The organism is Aeromonas australiensis, assembly GCF_000819725.1.
In the GTDB taxonomy this organism is placed as follows: Bacteria; Pseudomonadota; Gammaproteobacteria; order Enterobacterales; family Aeromonadaceae; genus Aeromonas; species Aeromonas australiensis.
This window is the reverse complement of sequence record NZ_CDDH01000045.1, coordinates 129,696-147,677: the sequence shown is the minus strand read 5'-3', so window position 1 is coordinate 147,677 and position 17,982 is coordinate 129,696. Positions and strand designations below refer to the sequence as shown.

The 17,982-nt window shown below is 55.7% G+C and carries 17 protein-coding genes and 2 tRNA genes; 14 read left to right on the top strand and 5 right to left on the bottom strand.

Annotation, left to right across the window (positions count from 1 at the left end):
- Positions 1-17 precede the first annotated feature (17 nt).
- From dxs to xseB, 3 genes are read right to left on the bottom strand one after another with little or no spacing between them, the layout of a single operon-like run.
- Positions 18-1,886 (bottom strand): 1-deoxy-D-xylulose-5-phosphate synthase, encoded by a 1,869-nt coding sequence (gene dxs / locus BN1117_RS06275; protein WP_040095775.1) that lies wholly within the window; start codon positions 1,884-1,886, stop codon positions 18-20.
- 21 nt (positions 1,887-1,907) lie between these two features.
- Positions 1,908-2,798 carry a (2E,6E)-farnesyl diphosphate synthase gene (gene ispA / locus BN1117_RS06270; RefSeq protein ID WP_040095773.1) on the bottom strand — a complete coding sequence of 297 codons (891 nt, stop codon included), beginning with the start codon at positions 2,796-2,798 and terminating at the stop codon, positions 1,908-1,910.
- Complete coding sequence (gene xseB, locus BN1117_RS06265; RefSeq protein WP_040095771.1) at positions 2,799-3,050, bottom strand: exodeoxyribonuclease VII small subunit; 252 nt, start codon at positions 3,048-3,050, stop codon at positions 2,799-2,801.
- Positions 3,051-3,260: 210 nt separating this feature from the next.
- Between xseB and pomA the strand changes: the two genes are divergently transcribed.
- The 3 genes from pomA to greA all read left to right on the top strand — a co-directional run bounded on the left by pomA (position 3,261) and on the right by greA (position 5,554).
- Complete coding sequence (gene pomA / locus BN1117_RS06260; RefSeq protein ID WP_040095769.1) at positions 3,261-4,019, top strand: flagellar motor protein PomA; 759 nt, start codon at positions 3,261-3,263, stop codon at positions 4,017-4,019.
- Positions 4,020-4,027: 8 nt separating this feature from the next.
- Positions 4,028-4,921, top strand: coding sequence for a flagellar motor protein MotB (locus BN1117_RS06255; protein WP_040095768.1), 894 nt, complete (start codon positions 4,028-4,030; stop codon positions 4,919-4,921).
- Positions 4,922-5,077: 156 nt separating this feature from the next.
- Complete coding sequence (gene greA / locus BN1117_RS06250; protein WP_040095766.1) at positions 5,078-5,554, top strand: transcription elongation factor GreA; 477 nt, start codon at positions 5,078-5,080, stop codon at positions 5,552-5,554.
- Positions 5,555-5,630: 76 nt separating this feature from the next.
- On the opposite strand, the gene BN1117_RS06245 is transcribed toward greA, so the two are convergent.
- The gene (locus BN1117_RS06245; protein ID WP_040095764.1) at positions 5,631-6,212 is read right to left on the bottom strand and encodes a hypothetical protein; all 582 of its coding nucleotides are present in this window, start codon (positions 6,210-6,212) and stop codon (positions 5,631-5,633) included.
- Between the two features lie 103 nt (positions 6,213-6,315).
- Positions 6,316-6,612 carry a ribosome assembly RNA-binding protein YhbY gene (gene yhbY / locus BN1117_RS06240; RefSeq protein WP_005338829.1) on the bottom strand — a complete coding sequence of 99 codons (297 nt, stop codon included), beginning with the start codon at positions 6,610-6,612 and terminating at the stop codon, positions 6,316-6,318.
- Positions 6,613-6,709: 97 nt separating this feature from the next.
- On the opposite strand from yhbY, the gene rlmE reads away from it, so the two are divergent.
- The 11 genes from rlmE (at position 6,710) to infB (ending at position 17,937) form a co-directional block, all read left to right on the top strand.
- Positions 6,710-7,339, top strand: a complete 630-nt coding sequence (gene rlmE / locus BN1117_RS06235; protein WP_040095763.1) for a 23S rRNA (uridine(2552)-2'-O)-methyltransferase RlmE — start codon at positions 6,710-6,712, stop codon at positions 7,337-7,339.
- 45 nt (positions 7,340-7,384) lie between these two features.
- Complete coding sequence (gene ftsH, locus BN1117_RS06230) at positions 7,385-9,331, top strand: ATP-dependent zinc metalloprotease FtsH (protein ID WP_040095761.1); 1,947 nt, start codon at positions 7,385-7,387, stop codon at positions 9,329-9,331.
- Between the two features lie 59 nt (positions 9,332-9,390).
- On the top strand, positions 9,391-10,236 hold the full coding sequence (gene folP, locus BN1117_RS06225; RefSeq protein WP_040095760.1) for a dihydropteroate synthase: 846 nt from the start codon (positions 9,391-9,393) through the stop codon (positions 10,234-10,236).
- A 15-nt stretch (positions 10,237-10,251) separates the two neighbouring features.
- On the top strand, positions 10,252-11,586 hold the full coding sequence (gene glmM / locus BN1117_RS06220; protein ID WP_040095758.1) for a phosphoglucosamine mutase: 1,335 nt from the start codon (positions 10,252-10,254) through the stop codon (positions 11,584-11,586).
- Positions 11,587-11,717: 131 nt separating this feature from the next.
- Positions 11,718-12,482: a triose-phosphate isomerase gene (gene tpiA, locus BN1117_RS06215; RefSeq protein ID WP_040095756.1), complete on the top strand. Its 765-nt coding sequence runs from the start codon at positions 11,718-11,720 to the stop codon at positions 12,480-12,482.
- Complete coding sequence (gene secG, locus BN1117_RS06210) at positions 12,483-12,809, top strand: preprotein translocase subunit SecG (protein ID WP_040095754.1); 327 nt, start codon at positions 12,483-12,485, stop codon at positions 12,807-12,809. It abuts the gene before it with no gap.
- 9 nt (positions 12,810-12,818) lie between these two features.
- Positions 12,819-12,903 (top strand) — tRNA-Leu (locus tag BN1117_RS06205).
- A 92-nt stretch (positions 12,904-12,995) separates the two neighbouring features.
- A tRNA-Met gene (locus BN1117_RS06200) sits at positions 12,996-13,072 on the top strand.
- A gap of 166 nt (positions 13,073-13,238) precedes the next feature.
- A complete protein-coding gene (rimP, locus tag BN1117_RS06195; protein WP_005343544.1) occupies positions 13,239-13,697 on the top strand; it encodes a ribosome maturation factor RimP in 459 nt (152 codons plus the stop codon).
- 14 nt (positions 13,698-13,711) lie between these two features.
- Positions 13,712-15,214 carry a transcription termination factor NusA gene (gene nusA / locus BN1117_RS06190; protein ID WP_040095752.1) on the top strand — a complete coding sequence of 501 codons (1,503 nt, stop codon included), beginning with the start codon at positions 13,712-13,714 and terminating at the stop codon, positions 15,212-15,214.
- 20 nt (positions 15,215-15,234) lie between these two features.
- Positions 15,235-17,937: a translation initiation factor IF-2 gene (gene infB, locus BN1117_RS06185; protein ID WP_040095750.1), complete on the top strand. Its 2,703-nt coding sequence runs from the start codon at positions 15,235-15,237 to the stop codon at positions 17,935-17,937.
- Positions 17,938-17,982 lie beyond the last annotated feature (45 nt).

Below are 17,982 nucleotides of genomic sequence, written 5' to 3'. Positions count from 1 at the left end.
TTTTATGTGTTCGTTGTTCAGGCTTGCAGCCACGCCTCGATAGAACGTTGAATGCCAGCATCGTCCAGACCGAGCAGGGCATAGATCTCCTGCTGGGTGCCTTGTTCCACGAAGCGATCCGGCAGGCCGAGGTTGAGCACCGGCTTGCACTGTCTGCTGCGCATCAGCAACTCGTTCACCGCCGAGCCGGCGCCGCCCATGATGGCGTTGTCTTCGATGGTGACGAACTGATCGTGGCTGGCTGCTAGCGATAGCACCAGCGCCTCATCCATGGGTTTGACGAAGCGCATATCCACCAGGGTGGCATCCAGCGCTTCGGCGGCCGCCTTCGCGTGGTGCAGCAGGGTGCCAAAGGCCAGAATGGCGGTGCCCTTGCCTTCTCGCAAGATTCGTCCCTTGCCGAGCGCCAGCGCCTGCATCTCTGATGAGATGGGGGTATCGCTCAGGCTGCTGCCGCGCGGGTAACGCACGGCGGCAGGGCCCTGATGGAGGTAGCCGGTATAGAGCATCTGGCGGCACTCGTTCTCGTCAGATGGCGTCATCACCACCATGTTGGGCACGGTGCGCAGGAAGCTGATGTCGAACGCCCCCTGATGGGTTGGACCGTCGGCGCCCACCAGACCGGCCCGGTCGATGGCGAACAGTACCGGCAGATCTTGCAGCGCCACGTCGTGGATCACCTGATCGTAGGCGCGCTGCAGGAAGCTCGAATAGATGGCGACCACCGGCTTCTTGTCGGCGATGGCAAGACCTGCAGCGAACGTGACCGCATGCTGTTCGGCAATGGCCACATCGAAGTAGCGATCCGGATATTGCTGGCTGAATTTCACCAGCCCCGAGCCTTCGCGCATGGCGGGGGTGATGCCGACCAGCTTCTCATCTTTGGCGGCCATGTCACACAGCCACTGGCCAAAAATGGCGGAAAACGTGGGTTTCGCGGCGCTCGCTTTCGGCAGGGAGCACTCGTCCGGATTGAACTTGGGCACGGCATGATAACCGATGGGGTCTTTTTCCGCCGGCTCGTATCCCTTGCCCTTTTTGGTCTTGACGTGTAGCAGCTGCGGACCCTTGAGGCTGCGCATGTTGCGCAGGGTCTCGACCAGCGCCTCGATATCATGCCCGTCGATGGGGCCGATATAGTTGAAGCCAAACTCCTCGAACAGGGTGCCGGGCACCACCATCCCCTTGAGGTGCTCTTCAGCTCGCTTGGCCAACTCCTTGACCGGTGGCAGGCCCGCCAGCACCTTTTTGCCACCTTCGCGGATAGTGGTGTAAAGCTTGCCGGACATGACCCGGGCCAGATGGTTGTTGAGCGCGCCGACATTCTCGGAGATGGACATCTCGTTGTCGTTGAGGATCACCAGCATGTCTTTATGGACATCGCCGGCGTGGTTGAGCGCTTCAAAAGCCATCCCCGCCGTCAGGGCGCCATCACCGATCACCGCAACGACCTTGCGGCCCAGCGCTTCACTCTCTGCGGCAACCGCCATACCGAGAGCGGCACCGATGGAGGTGCTGGAGTGGCCGACGGAGAGCACGTCGTACTCGCTCTCACCACGCCAGGGGAAGGGGTGCAGACCATCCTTTTGACGGATGGTGTGGATCTGGTCACGGCGTCCGGTCAGGATCTTGTGAGGATAAGCTTGGTGGCCCACGTCCCAGATCAAGCGATCGAACGGGGTGTTGTAGACGTAGTGCAGGGCCACGGTCAGTTCGACGGTACCGAGGCCGGAGGCAAAGTGTCCACTGGAACGGCTCACCGAGCGCAGCAGATATTCGCGCAGCTCGCGGCACACGGCAGGCAGCCGTTCGAAGGGGAGAGATCGCAACTCGACCGGCGTGTCAGCGAGGGCCAGGTTGGGGAAATTGCTAATATCAACGCTCATATTGTTACTGTTATCCAGCGTTTAGTGGGTTCGCTCGATGATGTAATCGGCAAACGCTTCCAGAATGTCGGTATTGTAGGGCAAGGATTGCAGGGCTGTTAAGGCTTTCCCATGCAGTTCGCGAGCCAGCTCACGGGCATTTTCGAGTCCAAGCAGGGCCGGATAGGTACTTTTCTCCAGCGCCAGGTCAGAACCTTGCGGCTTGCCCAAGGTAGCGGTATCACCCGTGATATCGAGGATGTCATCTTGCACCTGGAAGGCCAGTCCGATGGCAGCGGCGTAGGTTTGCAGCGCGGCCAGCGTGGCGTCATCGACATCGGGTTTGCACAGAGCACCGAGCGCCACGGCGCACTCAATCAGCGCGCCGGTCTTGTGGCGGTGTACCTGCTCCAGTTCGGCGAGCGAAATCTGACGTCCTTCAGCCTGCAGATCCAGCGCCTGCCCGCCACACATGCCGAGATAGCCGGAGGCGCGGGCGAGGGTACTCAGCATCCGCACCCGGTTGGCCATTAAGGTATCGGGCATGGGGTGGTCGGCCAGAATGGCGAAGGCCAGGGTCTGTAGCGCATCACCAGCCAGAATCGCGGTCCCTTCGTCAAACGCCTTGTGAACGGTTGGCTGACCGCGACGCAAGTCGTCATTATCCATGGCGGGCAGGTCATCGTGTAGCAGGGAGTAGGCATGGATGCACTCCACGGCAGCCGCGGGGCCATCCAGCAGTTCGCTCTTGACCCCCAGCATCTCGCCGACCGCGTAGACCAGAAACGGGCGAACCCGCTTGCCGCCCAGCAACAGGCCGTAACTCATGGCATCGCGCAGGCGCGGCGCCATGGCGGGCAAGGATTCAAGTTGTGCTGAAAGACAGTCGTCAATACGCTGACGATGCAGACGGGAAAAATGGTCCAGCGCCACTCACTCCTCTCCTTGTTCTGGCTGGAAGGGGGCGAGCTGGTCACTGCCATCGGCTTGACTGAGCAGGATCTGGATCTTCTGTTCGGCTTGCTCCAGCTTCTGCTGACCGGCCCGAACCAGATGAATGCCCTGCTCGAACTGCTTGAGTGCCTCTTCCAGGGGTAGGGAACCTTGTTCCAGCTGATGAACGATGGTTTCCAGCTCTTCCAGAGTGGCATCAAAACTCAGACGGTCGATTTTTTTACTGGCCATGTCCATCCTCGGGGATTGAAAAAACGGCTTATATTAACATCGACCATCCACAGGGGGGAGGCAGAAAAGCATTGTCTCCTCAAACTCTCGATAAACCGGTCGATAATGAGCCATTATTCTCAGTGGATGCATGCTTGCCGCTTGGGTCGCAATAGCAGAAAATTCAACACACTATAATTAGGCATAAGAACCGGTGACAGGAGTAGGGACGTGGATCTAGGAAGTCTTATAGGTATTGTGCTTGGTTTCGGGGTGGTGGGATACGCCATGGTGCTGGGGGGCGGTATCGGCATGTTTGTCGATGTGCCATCCATCCTGATCACTGTTATGGGTTCAATCTTCATCGGGATGATGAAATTCAACCTTGGCCAGTTTTTTCTCGCGTTCAAGGTCGCCGGTAAAGCTTTTATGTATAAAAGCGACAAGCTTGATGACCTGATCCTCAAGTCTGTCGAGCTGGCTGATGCAGCCCGCAAAGGGGGATTCCTGGCTCTTGAGGCCGCTGAAATACCTAACTCCTTTATGAAAAAAGGGATCGATATGCTGGTGGATGGTCACGATGCCGAGGTGGTACGTGCCGTGATGGAAAAAGATATTGACCTGACCGAAGAGCGGCATGCCAATGCCATCAAAGTATTCAGAGCGTTGGGCGATCTGGGGCCAGCCATGGGTATGATCGGTACCCTGGTGGGGCTGGTTGCCATGCTGTCAAATATGAGCGACCCGAAATCCATCGGTCCGGCCATGGCGGTTGCCTTGCTGACAACTCTGTATGGCGCCATTCTGGCAAATATGTTTGCCATACCGATCGCCGATAAGCTGGATCTGCGCAACGCTGAAGAGCGTCTTGGTCGTTCGCTGATTCTGGATGCCATTATGGGCATTCAGGATGGCCAAAACCCTCGGGTGATCGAGTCATTGCTCAAGAATTATTTGCACCAATCCAAGCGCGAGCAAGCCACGGAGTAGCACAATAAATGGCTAAATGTAAGTGTCCTCCCCCTGGTCTTCCTGCCTATATGGGGACTTTTGCTGACCTGATGTCCCTGCTCATGTGTTTTTTTGTGTTGTTACTCTCTTTTGCCGAGATGGATGTCCTCAAGTTCAAACAGATTGCGGGATCGATGAAATTTGCGTTCGGGGTGCAGAATATCATTGAGGTGAAGGATATTCCGAAAGGTACATCGGTGATTGCCCAGGAGTTCAGACCAGGCCGGCCTGAGCCGACACCGATTGATACTGTGATGCAACAGACTATCGATATGACCCAGACCGAGCTGGATTTTCTGCCCGGTGAAGCAGATCAGGCCGGCGGTCAGGACAAGAGTGATGGCAAACAGACGGGGGGCGATACCGCGCAGGAGGCACAGCAGGCGCAGGAACAATCCAATACCCTGGCAAAAGCACTTGCTGAACAGATGAAAGAGCAGATCCAGGATGGCGCCATCGAGATCGAGGCACTGGGTCAGCAGATCATCATACGGATCAGAGAGAAAGCGTCATTCCCGGCCGGTTCGGCGTTTCTGCAACCCCAGTTCTGGCCGGTTATCCGCAAGGTAGCGACCCTGCTCAAGGATGTACCAGGCGAAATCACCATCTCTGGCCACACAGATAATGTGGCGACCGAGAACGAACTGTTTCGTTCCAACTGGGATCTGTCATCGCAACGGGCGGTGGCTGTCGCACACCAGATGATCAAGGTGCCCGGTTTTGAACAGGGGCGCTTGGTGGTGCAGGGGATGGCTGATTCCCAACCGCTGGTGCCCAACACTACTCCGGAAAATCGTCGGATGAATCGCCGGGTAGAGATTGCCATCATGCAGGGCAAGCCGACCGTTTCGGCGCCTATTTCGGTACCAGAAGGGAAGTAAGTGAGGGGAGTGTCGATGACGCAAGTGGGATCTGCATCAGGGGGCTGACGTGGATTTTGTGTTGGCTTCATATTAAGATGCCTCATCCGAACCGATTGCTGCGGCCTCCTTGCAGATGGCCGCAGTTTCTATTTTCAAGCAACCCAGGTTTCGACTATGAATCATACTCCGATGACTGTTCGCGGCGCTGAGAAGCTGCGCGCAGAGCTCGATTATCTCAAGACCGAGCTTCGTCCCCAGATTATCGAAGCGATTGCCGATGCCCGTGAGCACGGTGATTTGAAAGAGAACGCCGAATACCATGCTGCTCGTGAGCAGCAGGGGTTCTGTGAAGGCCGTATTCAGGAAATTGAAGCCAAGCTCTCCAATGCTCAGGTGATCGATGTCACCAAGATGACCAACAATGGTCGTGTTATCTTTGGCGCGACCGTCACTTTGCTCAAGAGCGAGACAGAGGAAGAGGTGGTTTACCGCATCGTTGGCGATGATGAAGCGGATATCAAACAGAACCTGATTTCCGTCAACTCCCCCATTGCCCGCGCCCTGATCGGCAAAGAAGTGGACGATGTAGCCATCGTCAAGACCCCAGCTGGCGATGTGGAATACGAAGTGCTGGAAGTCGCTTATATCTGAGCGGATGCCACAAATGATGAAACAGGGGGGCTGGTGCTCCCCTGTTTGTCTTTATCTAGATGATTGTTGATAAAAATCAGGACAGATATGCCTCGGTAAAGGCGTCCTGATGACGCTGAAACAGCCAGTGGCGCAGCCGTTCGATGTCGCTCTCGCTCATTTGAAAGCTCAGCGCCCAGGTGGCATGGTCGGCATTGGCTTTGATGCGCCTTACCAGTCGTCCCTGCAGTGGAAGAGGGGCCTCTTGCTCGATACAGAGCTCGCCGTTGATGGGGGTATCGGCCACCATGTTGATTGGCAAATTTTCCACGATGAGGCCATTGAGGGAGAAGCTGAGCACCTGAAACAGGCCTAGGTCGCTGCAAAGCTTGGCTTTTTGGGTGAGACGCCAGGCGCGCGGTTGCGCAAACCCCAGCTCCCTGATGACCGGTGCAGATAACCGGGGCTCGACGAAGCCCTCTTCCCCTTGGGTAAAGGCCAGAGGAAAACGCAGCTGATGGCCTGCGAAGCGGGCTTCGAGTACAAGGTGTTCGGCTTTTTGCAGCAAGCCAAGCATGGGGGCATCGAGGTGACCACTCAGAACATGGGTGTCCTGATTGCTCCCCAAGTCCCGCAGCATGGCCAGCTCATCGTCGGTCAGAATAGGATGGTGAGCCACAATGCGTGTCCGGAAGTATTCATCGCAGGTTAAGGGCTTTGCGACTACTTTGGCAAGCGACTCGGGAAGAAGTGGAATAAGGAAAGAGCGATGCTCTTTCCTGTTACTTGCGGGGCAGCTGGATTTTGGGTTCGTTGGCTTGACGGTAAATGGTCAGCACATGGCCCATGCTTTGCACCTTGATTGAACCGGTTTCACGGACGATAGCATCCATAACCAGTTGTTTCATCTCGCGATCTTCAGAGGCAACCTTAACCTTGATCAGCTCGTGATGGTTCAGTGCCAGATCGATCTCCGCCAGTACACCTTCAGTCAGACCATGCTGACCCAGCAGGACGACAGGCTTGAGGCTATGGGCAAGGCCCTTGAGGTACTGTTTCTGTTTATTGTTGAGAATCATCGCAATTTCTTCATAAGTCAGGGTTGAAAGGGGCGTATTCTACCCCCACTTAGCCCTTAATACTAATAACCCTTGTGGTTTTTTAAAGTCGATTATCATGACCCAGAAAAAACGTTCCCCCAGTTCAACTCGCTGGTTAAAAGAACATTTCGACGATCAATACGTCAAAAAAGCCCAGAAAATGGGCCTGCGTTCTCGTGCTGTTTTCAAGATTGACGAGATCCAGGGCAAGGATCGCTTGCTGAAACATGGCATGACTGTAGTGGATTTGGGGGCAGCCCCTGGTGGTTGGTCCCAGTTCGCGGTTGAACAGGTTGGTGATTCGGGTCGCGTCATCGCATGTGATATTCTGCCGATGGATCCCATTGCTGGTGTCGATTTCCTGCAAGGGGACTTTCGAGAGGAAACTGTGCTTTCAGCCTTGCTGGAACGAGTCGGTCCCGACAAGGTCGATGTGGTGATGTCTGATATGGCACCCAACATGAGCGGTACCCAGCAGGTAGATCAGGCGCGTGCCATGTATCTGGTCGAGCTGGCACTGGACATGTGTAATCAGGTGTTGCGCAGTAACGGCAGTTTCGTGGTGAAGGTGTTTCAGGGAGAGGGCTTTGATGCTTATCTCAATGAAATTCGTCAACTTTTCTCAGCTGTCAAAATTCGTAAACCAGACTCATCCCGCGCTCGTTCACGGGAAGTCTACATTGTGGCTACTGGTTTTAAACTGTAGTACCCTAACCTTCATCGTTAACTGTCAGTCTGCGAGGTTACTGATTTGAGTGACATGGCGAAAAACTTAATCCTGTGGCTGGTCATCGCCGTCGTGTTGATGTCGGTGTTCAATAGCTTCAGCCCCAGCGATACCACCAGTCGCCAGCTGGACTATTCCAGCTTCGTTAAAGAGGTGACCCAAGATCAGATCCGTGAAGTGCGGATGGACGGTAAGGTCATTAATGGCGTCAAGCGTACTGGTGAACGGTTCACCACTATTATCCCTGCGCCGGATCCCCAGCTGCTCAATGATATGCTCAATCACAATGTCAAAGTGATGGGCGAGAAGCCGGAAGAGCCGTCTCTGTTGACCTCTATCTTCATCTCCTGGTTCCCGATGCTGCTGCTGATCGGTGTCTGGGTCTTCTTCATGCGTCAGATGCAGGGTGGCGGTGGCAAGGGTGCCATGTCGTTCGGCAAGAGCAAGGCTCGCCTGATGAGCGAAGATCAGATCAAGACGACCTTCGCCGATGTCGCCGGTTGTGACGAAGCCAAGGAAGAGGTGAAAGAGCTGGTCGACTATCTGCGCGACCCGAGCAAATTCCAGAAACTGGGTGGCAAGATCCCGACCGGTGTGCTGCTGGTTGGTCCTCCCGGTACTGGTAAAACCTTGCTGGCCAAGGCTATTGCGGGGGAGGCAAAGGTGCCTTTCTTCACCATTTCGGGTTCCGATTTCGTCGAGATGTTCGTAGGGGTCGGTGCCTCTCGGGTACGCGATATGTTTGAGCAGGCCAAGAAGTCTTCTCCCTGTATCATCTTCATCGATGAAATTGATGCGGTCGGTCGCCAGCGTGGGGCCGGTTTGGGCGGTGGTCACGATGAGCGTGAGCAGACTCTGAACCAGATGCTGGTTGAGATGGATGGCTTTGAGGGCAACGAAGGCATTATCGTCATCGCGGCGACTAACCGTCCTGATGTACTGGATCCGGCATTGCTGCGTCCGGGCCGTTTCGACCGTCAGGTCGTGGTCGGTCTGCCGGATGTTCGTGGTCGCGAGCAGATCCTGAAAGTGCACATGCGTAAAGTTCCGTTGGCGGATGACGTCAATCCGGCGCTGATTGCCCGTGGCACTCCCGGTTTCTCCGGCGCGGATTTGGCCAACCTGGTCAACGAAGCCGCCCTCTTCTCTGCCCGCGAGAGCCGCCGGGTGGTCTCTATGGCCGAGTTTGAGAAGGCCAAGGACAAGATCATGATGGGGGCAGAACGCCGCTCCATGGTGATGAAAGAGTCCGAGAAAGAGATGACTGCATATCATGAAGCCGGTCACGCCATTATCGGTCGTGTGGTGCCTGATCATGATCCGGTTTACAAGGTCTCTATTATTCCTCGCGGTCGTGCGCTGGGTGTGACCATGTATCTGCCGGAGCAGGATCGCTGGAGCCACTCCAAGCAGCATCTGGAGTCGATGATCTCCAGCCTGTACGGCGGTCGTCTGGCAGAAGAGCTGATCTACGGCGCCGAGAAAGTATCGACCGGTGCTTCCAACGATATTGAGCGTGCGACCGACATCGCCCGCAAGATGGTGACCCAGTGGGGTATGTCCGAGCGTCTTGGCCCCATGCTCTACGCGGAAGAAGATGGCGAGGTATTCCTCGGTCGCAGCATGGCCAAAGCCAAGCATATGTCCGACGATACTGCTCGTGTCATTGATGCAGAAGTGAAGCAGGTGATTGATCGTAACTATGATCGTGCCAAGCAGATCCTGCTGGATAACATGGATGTGTTACACAGCATGAAAGATGCGCTGATGAAGTACGAGACTATCGATGCCAAACAGATCGATGATCTGATGGCTCGTCGCGAGGTTCGTGCTCCGAGCAACTGGCATGACGAGCATGGTGATACGCCGCAAGGCGGTTCCACTGTGGCTGCCGAGGCCAAGCCGGCCGATGAGGCGGCACCGGTGGCGGATGTCACTATCGACAAAGCCAACGACGCGCCGGCCAAATAATCGTAACTCTCCAAACCCCGGGCTTGCCCGGGGTTTTTCTTTATCAGATGGACGTGAAAATGCAGTTAACCAGCAAGGGGCTCAGCCTTTCTCTCGATCGTCCCCAGGTGATGGGGATCCTCAATGTGACGCCCGACTCTTTCTCCGATGGTGGCCATTTCAACCAGTTTGAACGGGCAATGGCCCATGCGCGGCAGATGGTCTCTGAGGGTGCGACCCTTATCGACATTGGTGGCGAGTCAACCCGCCCTGGTGCGCCTGATGTGAGTGAGCAGGAGGAGCTGGACAGGGTCATCCCCGTGGTTGAGCGGATGGCTGCCGAACTGGAGGTGATGATCTCCCTCGATACTTCCAAAGCGGCAGTGATGCGGGAGGGCTGCAAGGTCGGTGCCCATCTGATCAACGACGTGCGGGCACTGCAAGAGCCGGGAGCACTGCAGGCAGCGGCCGAGGCTGCCGTCCCTGTCTGCCTGATGCATATGCAGGGGCAGCCGAGAACCATGCAGGTCGAGCCCCACTATGACGACCTGATCGGGGAGGTGCGCGCCTTTTTTGATGAACGCATTGCGGCTTGTCTGGCGGTCGGGATCAAGCGCGAAGAGCTGTTGCTGGATCCGGGATATGGCTTTGGCAAGACTCTGGCGCACAACTATCAGCTGTTGGCGGCTCAGAAGACGCTACTTGATTATGGCTTACCGCTATTGGTGGGGATGTCGCGAAAGTCTATGATAGGCAACCTGCTGGGCCGTCCTGTGGAGGAGCGTCTGGCGGGCAGCCTGGCATGTGCCCTTATCGGTATGCAGCATGGGGCCCGCATCATCAGAGTGCACGATGTAAGGGAGACCATGGATGTATTGCGCGTCGGCTGGCAGGCAATGACGGGACAAGATTTTATTTCCAGATAATAAAGAGAACAGACAATGGCAAGAAAGTATTTCGGTACCGATGGTGTGCGCGGCAAAGTTGGCGAATATCCGATCACTCCTGATTTCGTGATGAAACTAGGTTGGGCGGCCGGCAAGGTGCTCTCCAAGAAGGGCACCAAAAAGGTGTTGATTGGCAAAGATACCCGCATCTCTGGCTATATGCTGGAGTCTGCACTGGAGGCCGGGCTCTCTGCGGCAGGCCTCAAAGCCATTTTGATGGGGCCCATGCCCACACCGGCGGTCGCCTACCTGACTCGCACCTTCCGTGCCGAGGCCGGCATCGTCATCAGTGCCTCCCACAACCCCTTTTACGATAATGGCATCAAGTTTTTCTCTGCCGATGGTACCAAGCTGCCCGATGATGTCGAGCTGGCTATCGAGGCCGAACTGGATCACGAGCTCAAGTGTGTCGAGTCTGCCGAGCTTGGCAAAGCGGTGCGCATTGATGATGCAGCTGGCCGCTATATCGAATTCTGCAAGAGCACCTTTCCTTCTCACATGAATTTGGAAGGGGTGAAAATGGTGGTGGATTGCGGCCATGGTGCTACTTACCACATTGCGCCATCGGTATTCCGCGAGCTGGGCGCCGAAGTGATCACCATGGGCTGTGCCCCGGATGGCCTCAATATTAACGATGGTGTCGGTTCGACTGCGCCTGACGCACTGGTTGCCAAGGTGCTGGAGTGCAAGGCCGATTTGGGGGTTGCCTTTGATGGTGATGGCGACCGTCTGATCATGGTGGATCACACCGGTTATCTTATCGATGGCGACGAGATCCTCTACATCATCGCCCGCGATGCCCTGCGCAACGGTCGCCTCAAAGGCGGTGTCGTCGGCACCCTGATGGCCAACATGGGTCTGGAGCTGGCGCTGCAAACTCTGGGGATTCCGTTTGCTCGTGCCAAGGTGGGTGACCGCTACGTGTTGGAGATGATGGAAGAGAAGGGCTGGCGCATCGGTGGCGAGAACTCTGGTCACATTATCTGTCTGGATCAGACTACCACCGGGGATGGCATCGTGGCTGCTTTGCAGGTGCTCACCGCTATGCGTTGTGCCGAGATGCCGCTGGCCAAGCTGCGCTCCGGCATGAGCAAGTTCCCGCAAGTTTTGGTGAATGTGCGTTTTGCCGAAGGCAAGGATCCGCTGGCCGCTGATGCTGTCATGGCTGAGGTTGCCAAGGTGGAACAGGAGCTGGCTGGTCGTGGTCGTGTACTGTTGCGTAAATCAGGTACCGAACCGCTGATCCGGGTCATGGTCGAAGGGGAGCATGAACAGCAGGTGCGTGACATGGCTCAGCGCATCGCCAAGCAGGTTGAATCGGCGTTTTAATGAACAACCAGGGCGGCTTTTTAGCCGCCCTGGTTGTATCTTGTTCAATCGATTCAAAAATTTAAAAATAGCACTTGTCAGCTGAGCATCCTCTGGATATTATCAGCCCCGCTTTCGCAAGGGAGTTGCCGATGGGACATCGCAAGCCGTTTGTAGCAGCCAACTGGAAGTTGCACGGTAGTAGGTCGCAGTTAGAGCAGTTTACGAGTCAGTGCCTGAACGGCGTTGACGGAAAAGTAGATGTGGTTCTCTGCCCTTCCCATGTGCATCTCGACTTTAGTGCTTCACTGCTCAATGAGCAGAAAGCAATAAAGTTGGGGGCTCAGAATGTGAGTCAGCACGCAACTGGTGCTTACACGGGAGAAATCTCGTGTCAGATGCTGGTTGAGGCAGGGTGTCGTTACGTATTGGTAGGGCACTCCGAGCGCAGGCGTCTCTTTGGTGAGACCAGTTTTATCGTCGCAGAGAAGTTTGCGGCAGCCAGAGCGGCAGGCTTGATTCCCATCCTCTGTTTAGGTGAATCAGGTGCGGCGAGGCAGGCGAGAAGAGCCTTCGAGGTGATCGCTGAAGAGCTGGATATCGTCATAGAGAAAAATGGCGCGATGGCTTTCGATAATGCTATCATCGCCTACGAGCCGATTTGGGCTGTAGGTACAGGTAAATGCGCCACACCCGAGCAGGCACAAGAGGTTCATTCCTTTATACGTGGTCGCTTGGCGGAGGATACTCCGGTAATAGGTGAGAAAGTTAGAATCATCTATGGTGGGAGCGTAACGCCGAGCAACGCGAGAGATTTGTTTGCCCAGCCCGACATTGATGGCGGACTGATTGGCGGAGCAAGCCTCGATAGCGATGCGTTTTTAGGAATTGTTGAAGCGGCAAAGGGTGCAAGTTAAATGTACGAGATTCTTTTAGTCGTTTATCTGCTGGTTTCACTGGCTCTGATTGGTCTGGTGATGATTCAGCAAGGTAAAGGGGCTGATATGGGCGCCTCCTTCGGCGCAGGGGCATCGAACACAGTATTCGGCTCCGGTGGATCAGGCAGTTTCCTGACCCGAACAACAGCAATTTTGGCTACTCTGTTTTTCGTTATTAGCTTGGTGCTTGGCTCTATGTCCAGCAACAAGGTAAAACAGGGTAGTGAGTGGGAAAATCTGCAACAAACCCAACAGGTTGAGCAGAGCAAAACGCCAGTAAACAAAGATACTGACGTTCCACAGTAAGTGAGTTTTGCCGTGGTGGTGGAATTGGTAGACACGCTATCTTGAGGGGGTAGTGCTCTAGGGTGTGCGGGTTCGAGTCCCGCCCACGGCACCAATTAAGTAGTGAGCTCGGGTAGCCGAGTGTATTATAGCCAGTCAGTCTTGTATCGAGAGAGTGAAATGGCTATAATCTCGCACGATTTCGGACGCGGGGTGGAGCAGCATGGTAGCTCGTCGGGCTCATAACCCGAAGGTCGTCGGTTCAAATCCGGCCCCCGCAACCAAATTTCACGCATTTCCTACGCTCAGGAAGGCGGTCGCTGCGAGGCGACAATCAGGGTAAAGCGCCAAGCCCCGATTTGACATCGGGGCTTTTTGTTATGTGCAATTTACTCTGAATCGATATCTATCTGGGCTTTATGCCCTTTTTTTGTTTTTCGGAGGGTGACTTTGGCTACGTTGGAACAACGTTTGACCGATCTGCTCGAGGCTCCGGTGGTTGCCTTGGGTTTTGAACTTTGGGGTATCGAGTTTATCCGTGCGGGTAAACACTCCACCTTGCGCGTCTACATTGACGGCGAGCAGGGCGTGACCGTTGAGAACTGTGCTGAGGTTAGCCACCAGGTTGGCGCCATCATGGATGTTGAAGATCCCATCACCGAGGAGTATTACCTCGAGGTATCTTCCCCGGGTCTGGATCGCCCTCTGTTCAAGGTTGCCCAGTTCGAAAAATACGTTGGCCAAGAGGCGGCGGTAACGCTTCGGATGGCAACAAACAACCGCCGCAAGTTCAAAGGCGTAATCAAAGCCGTTCAGGGCGACATGATCACTCTGACGGTAGATGGTAAGGACGAAGTGTTGGCTTTCACCAATATCCAAAAAGCAAACATTGTGCCGAACTTTGGTTAACGAGGCTATCGGATATGAATAAAGAGATTTTGCTGGTCGTTGACGCAGTGTCCAACGAGAAGGCGGTGCCCCGCGAGAAGATTTTCCAGGCTCTGGAGACTGCGCTGGCGACTGCGACCAAGAAGAAATATGAAGGCGAGATTGAAGTTCGGGTCGAAATCGATCGCAAGACCGGTGACTACGACACTTATCGCCGTTGGGTCGTCATTGCGGATCAAGCCGCAATGGAGAACCCCTACGCCGAAATTACTCTGGAGGCCGCCCAGATCGAGCAGCCGGAAATCCAGATCGGTGAGTATGTTGAAGATCAGATCGACTCGGTGACCTTTGACCGTATCACCACTCAGACTGCCAAGCAGGTTATCGTGCAGAAAGTGCGCGAAGCCGAGCGTTCACAAGTCGTTGACCAGTTCAAGGACAAAGAAGGCACCATCATCAGTGGCGTGGTCAAGAAGAGCAACCGCGACAACGTGATCCTAGATCTGGGCAGCAATGCCGAAGCCGTGATCTTCCGTGATGACATGCTGCCCCGCGAAACCTTCCGTCCAGGCGATCGTGTCCGTGGCCTGCTCTATGCGGTGCGTCCGGAAGCCCGCGGTTCCCAGCTGTTCGTCAGCCGCTCCAGCCCTGATTTCCTGAAAGAGCTGTTCCGCATCGAAGTACCGGAGATCGGTGAAGAGATGATCGAAATCATGGGTGCTGCCCGTGATCCGGGTTCCCGCGCCAAGATCGCGGTGAAGACCAACGATCGTCGTATCGATCCGATCGGTGCCTGTATCGGTATGCGTGGTGCCCGTGTGCAAGCGGTCTCTGCCGAACTGAGCGGTGAGCGTGCAGATATCGTGCTGTTCGATGACAATCCGGCCCAGTACGTGATCAATGCCATGGCGCCTGCCGATGTGGCCTCCATCATTGTTGATGAAGACAACCACACCATGGATATCGCCGTGGAAGCGGCCAACCTGGCGCAGGCCATCGGCCGTAATGGTCAGAACGTGCGTCTGGCCTCTCAGCTGACCGGTTGGGAGCTGAACGTGATGACCGTTGAGGACATGCGTGCCAAGCACCAGGCAGAAAACGACCGCATCATGAACCTGTTCACCAGCACCCTGGATATCGATGATGATTTCGCCAGCTTGCTGATGGAAGAGGGTTTCTCCACTTTGGAAGAGATCGCATTCGTTCCGGTCAACGAGCTGCTGGCTATCGATGGTCTGGATGAAGATATGGTCGAAGAGCTGCGCAAGCGTGCCAAAGATGCCCTGACTACCCAGGCGCTGGCCAAAGAGGAGTCTTTTGATGGTGTTGAGCCGTCCGAAGAGCTGCTTACTCTGAACGGTCTGAGCCGTGAACTGGCTTACGCTTTGGCGGGCCGCGGTGTGGGTACCCTGGAAGATTTGGCTGAGCAAGGTATTGATGACCTTGCTGGTATTGAAGGGCTGACTGCCGAGAAGGCGGGTGAGCTCATTATGGCTGCTCGCAATATCTGTTGGTTCGGAGAAGAGCAGTCTAGTTAAGATCAAGCGGAGGAAAATGAATGGCAGAAGTATCAGTCAAACAACTTGCCACTGACATCGACACACCGGTTGATCGTCTTCTCCAGCAATTTGTCGATGCCGGTATCAGCAAGAGCAAGGCCGACGACATGGTCAGCGAGTCCGAGAAGCAGGCTCTGCTGGCACACCTGAAGAAACAGCATGGGGGTGATGAGATCACCGCTCCTGCTCGCATGACTTTACAGCGCAAGACCAAGAGCACCATCAGTGTGCAAGGGACTGGCGGCAAGAATAAAGAAGTGCAGGTAGAAGTTCGCAAGTCTCGCACCTATGTAAGACGCTCGGCGCTGGAAGAAGAACAGCGCCAGGCGGAAGCCGAGGAAACAGCGCGTTTGGAAGCAGAAGAAACAGCTCGTCGCGAAGCCGAAGAGAAGGCTCGCCTCGAAGTTGAAGAGAAGGCTCGCCGTGAGGCTGAGCAGGCTCGTCGTGAAGCTGAGGAAAAGGCGCGGATCGAGGCACAACAGAAGGCTCGACAGGCTCAACAGCCCGCCAAAGCAGCCAGTAGCACAGCTCAGCAAGAGGCAGAAAAGATGGCCAAGCGCGAAGCAGAAGAACTGAAGCGCCAACAGGAACAAACAGCTTTGCAAAAAGCTGAAGAACTCGCCGCGAAGAAAGCCGAAGAGGCTCGTCTCATGGCGGAACAGAACGCAGCCCGTTGGGCTGAAGAAGAGGCCGCTCGTGCCAAAGAGAGCAGCGACTACCATCTGACCACTAACAAGCATGCACAAGCTGCAGAAGACGAGTTGGATCGGAAAGAAGAGAGTAGCCGCCGCACTGCCGCTGCTGCCAAGGCACCGAAGAAAGCTGGTCGCCGCGACGATGATCGCAATGACCGCAACTCCCGTGACCCGCGTGCCCGCAAGGGGAAACGTGGCAAGGTCGCTATGCCGAATGCCATGAAGCACGGCTTTAACAAGCCGGCCGCAGTGGTCAACCGCGACGTGGTTATCGGTGAGACCATCACTGTGGCCGAACTGGCCAACAAGATGGCCGTCAAGGGCGTTGAAGTCATCAAGGCGATGATGAAGATGGGCGCCATGGCCACCATCAACCAGGTGATCGACCAGGAGACTGCTCAACTGGTCGCCGAGGAGATGGGTCACAAGGTTGTACTGCGTCGTGAGAATGAGCTGGAAGAGGCGGTACTGAACGATCGTGACGAAACCTCTGAAGCCAAGCCGCGTGCCCCGGTCGTGACCATCATGGGTCACGTTGACCACGGTAAGACCTCGCTGCTCGACTATATCCGTAAAGCCAAGGTTGCCGCTGGCGAAGCCGGTGGTATTACCCAGCACATCGGTGCTTACCACGTTCAGACCGACAGTGGCATGATCACCTTCCTGGATACCCCGGGTCACGCTGCATTTACCTCCATGCGTGCTCGTGGTGCCAAGGCGACCGATATCGTGGTGCTGGTTGTTGCAGCTGACGACGGCGTGATGCCGCAAACCATCGAAGCGATCCAGCACGCCAAGGCTGCCGGTGTGCCGCTAGTTGTTGCGGTCAACAAGATTGACAAGCCGGAAGCGGATCCTGATCGCGTCAAGACCGAACTGGCCCGTTACAACGTCATGTCCGAAGATTGGGGTGGAGACTGCCAGTTCGTGCACGTATCTGCCAAATCCGGCCAGGGTATCGACGATCTGCTGGAAGCCATTCTGATCCAGTCTGAAGTGCTCGAGCTGAAAGCGGTCGTTGATGGCATGGCCAACGGTGTCGTGATCGAATCTTTCCTGGATAAAGGTCGTGGTCCGGTTGCGACCGTGCTGGTACAAGAAGGTACCCTGCGTCAGGGTGACATCGTTCTGTGTGGCCTGGAGTACGGCCGTGTTCGTGCCATGCGTGATGAACTGGGTCGCGAGATTAAGGCTGCAGGTCCGTCGCTGCCGGTGGAAATCCTGGGTCTGTCCGGTGTTCCCTCTGCTGGTGACGAAGCCACCGTTGTCCGTGACGAGAAGAAAGCCCGTGAAGTGGCGCTCTACCGTCAGGGCAAGTTCCGCGAAGTCAAGCTGGCTCGCCAGCAGAAGGCCAAGCTGGAAAACATGTTCGCCAACATGACTGAGGGCGAAGTGTCCGAAGTGAACGTGGTGATCAAGGCCGACGTACAGGGTTCTGTGGAAGCGATCTGCGATGCGCTGGTCAAGCTCTCTACCGACGAAGTGAAGGTGAAGATCGTGGGTTCCGGCGTAGGTGGTATCACCGAAACCGACGCGACCCTGGCAGCAGCTTCCAGCGCCATCCTGGTGGGCTTCAACGTCCGTGCCGATGCTTCTGCACGCAAGGTCATCGAATCCGAGAGCCTGGATCTGCGTTATTACTCCGTCATCTATGACCTGATCGACGAAGTGAAGCAGGCCATGAGCGGCAAGCTGGCCCCTGAGTATCGTCAGGAGATCATCGGTCTGGCTGAAGTGCGTAGCGTCTTCAAGTCGCCGAAGTTCGGCGCGGTTGCCGGCTGTATGGTTACCGAAGGTGTGGTCAAGCGTTCCAACCGTATTCGCGTTCTGCGTGACAACGTGGTTATCTATGAAGGCGAGCTGGAATCCCTGCGTCGCTTCAAGGATGACGTCAACGAGGTTCGCAACGGCTACGAGTGTGGTATCGCAGTCAAGAACTACAACGACGTGCGCGAAGGCGACCAGATCGAAGTTTATGAGACCGTTGAAATCCAACGTACTCTGTAAACCTGGAGTCAGAGTGAAATAGGGGGCCGCGGCCCCCTTTTATCG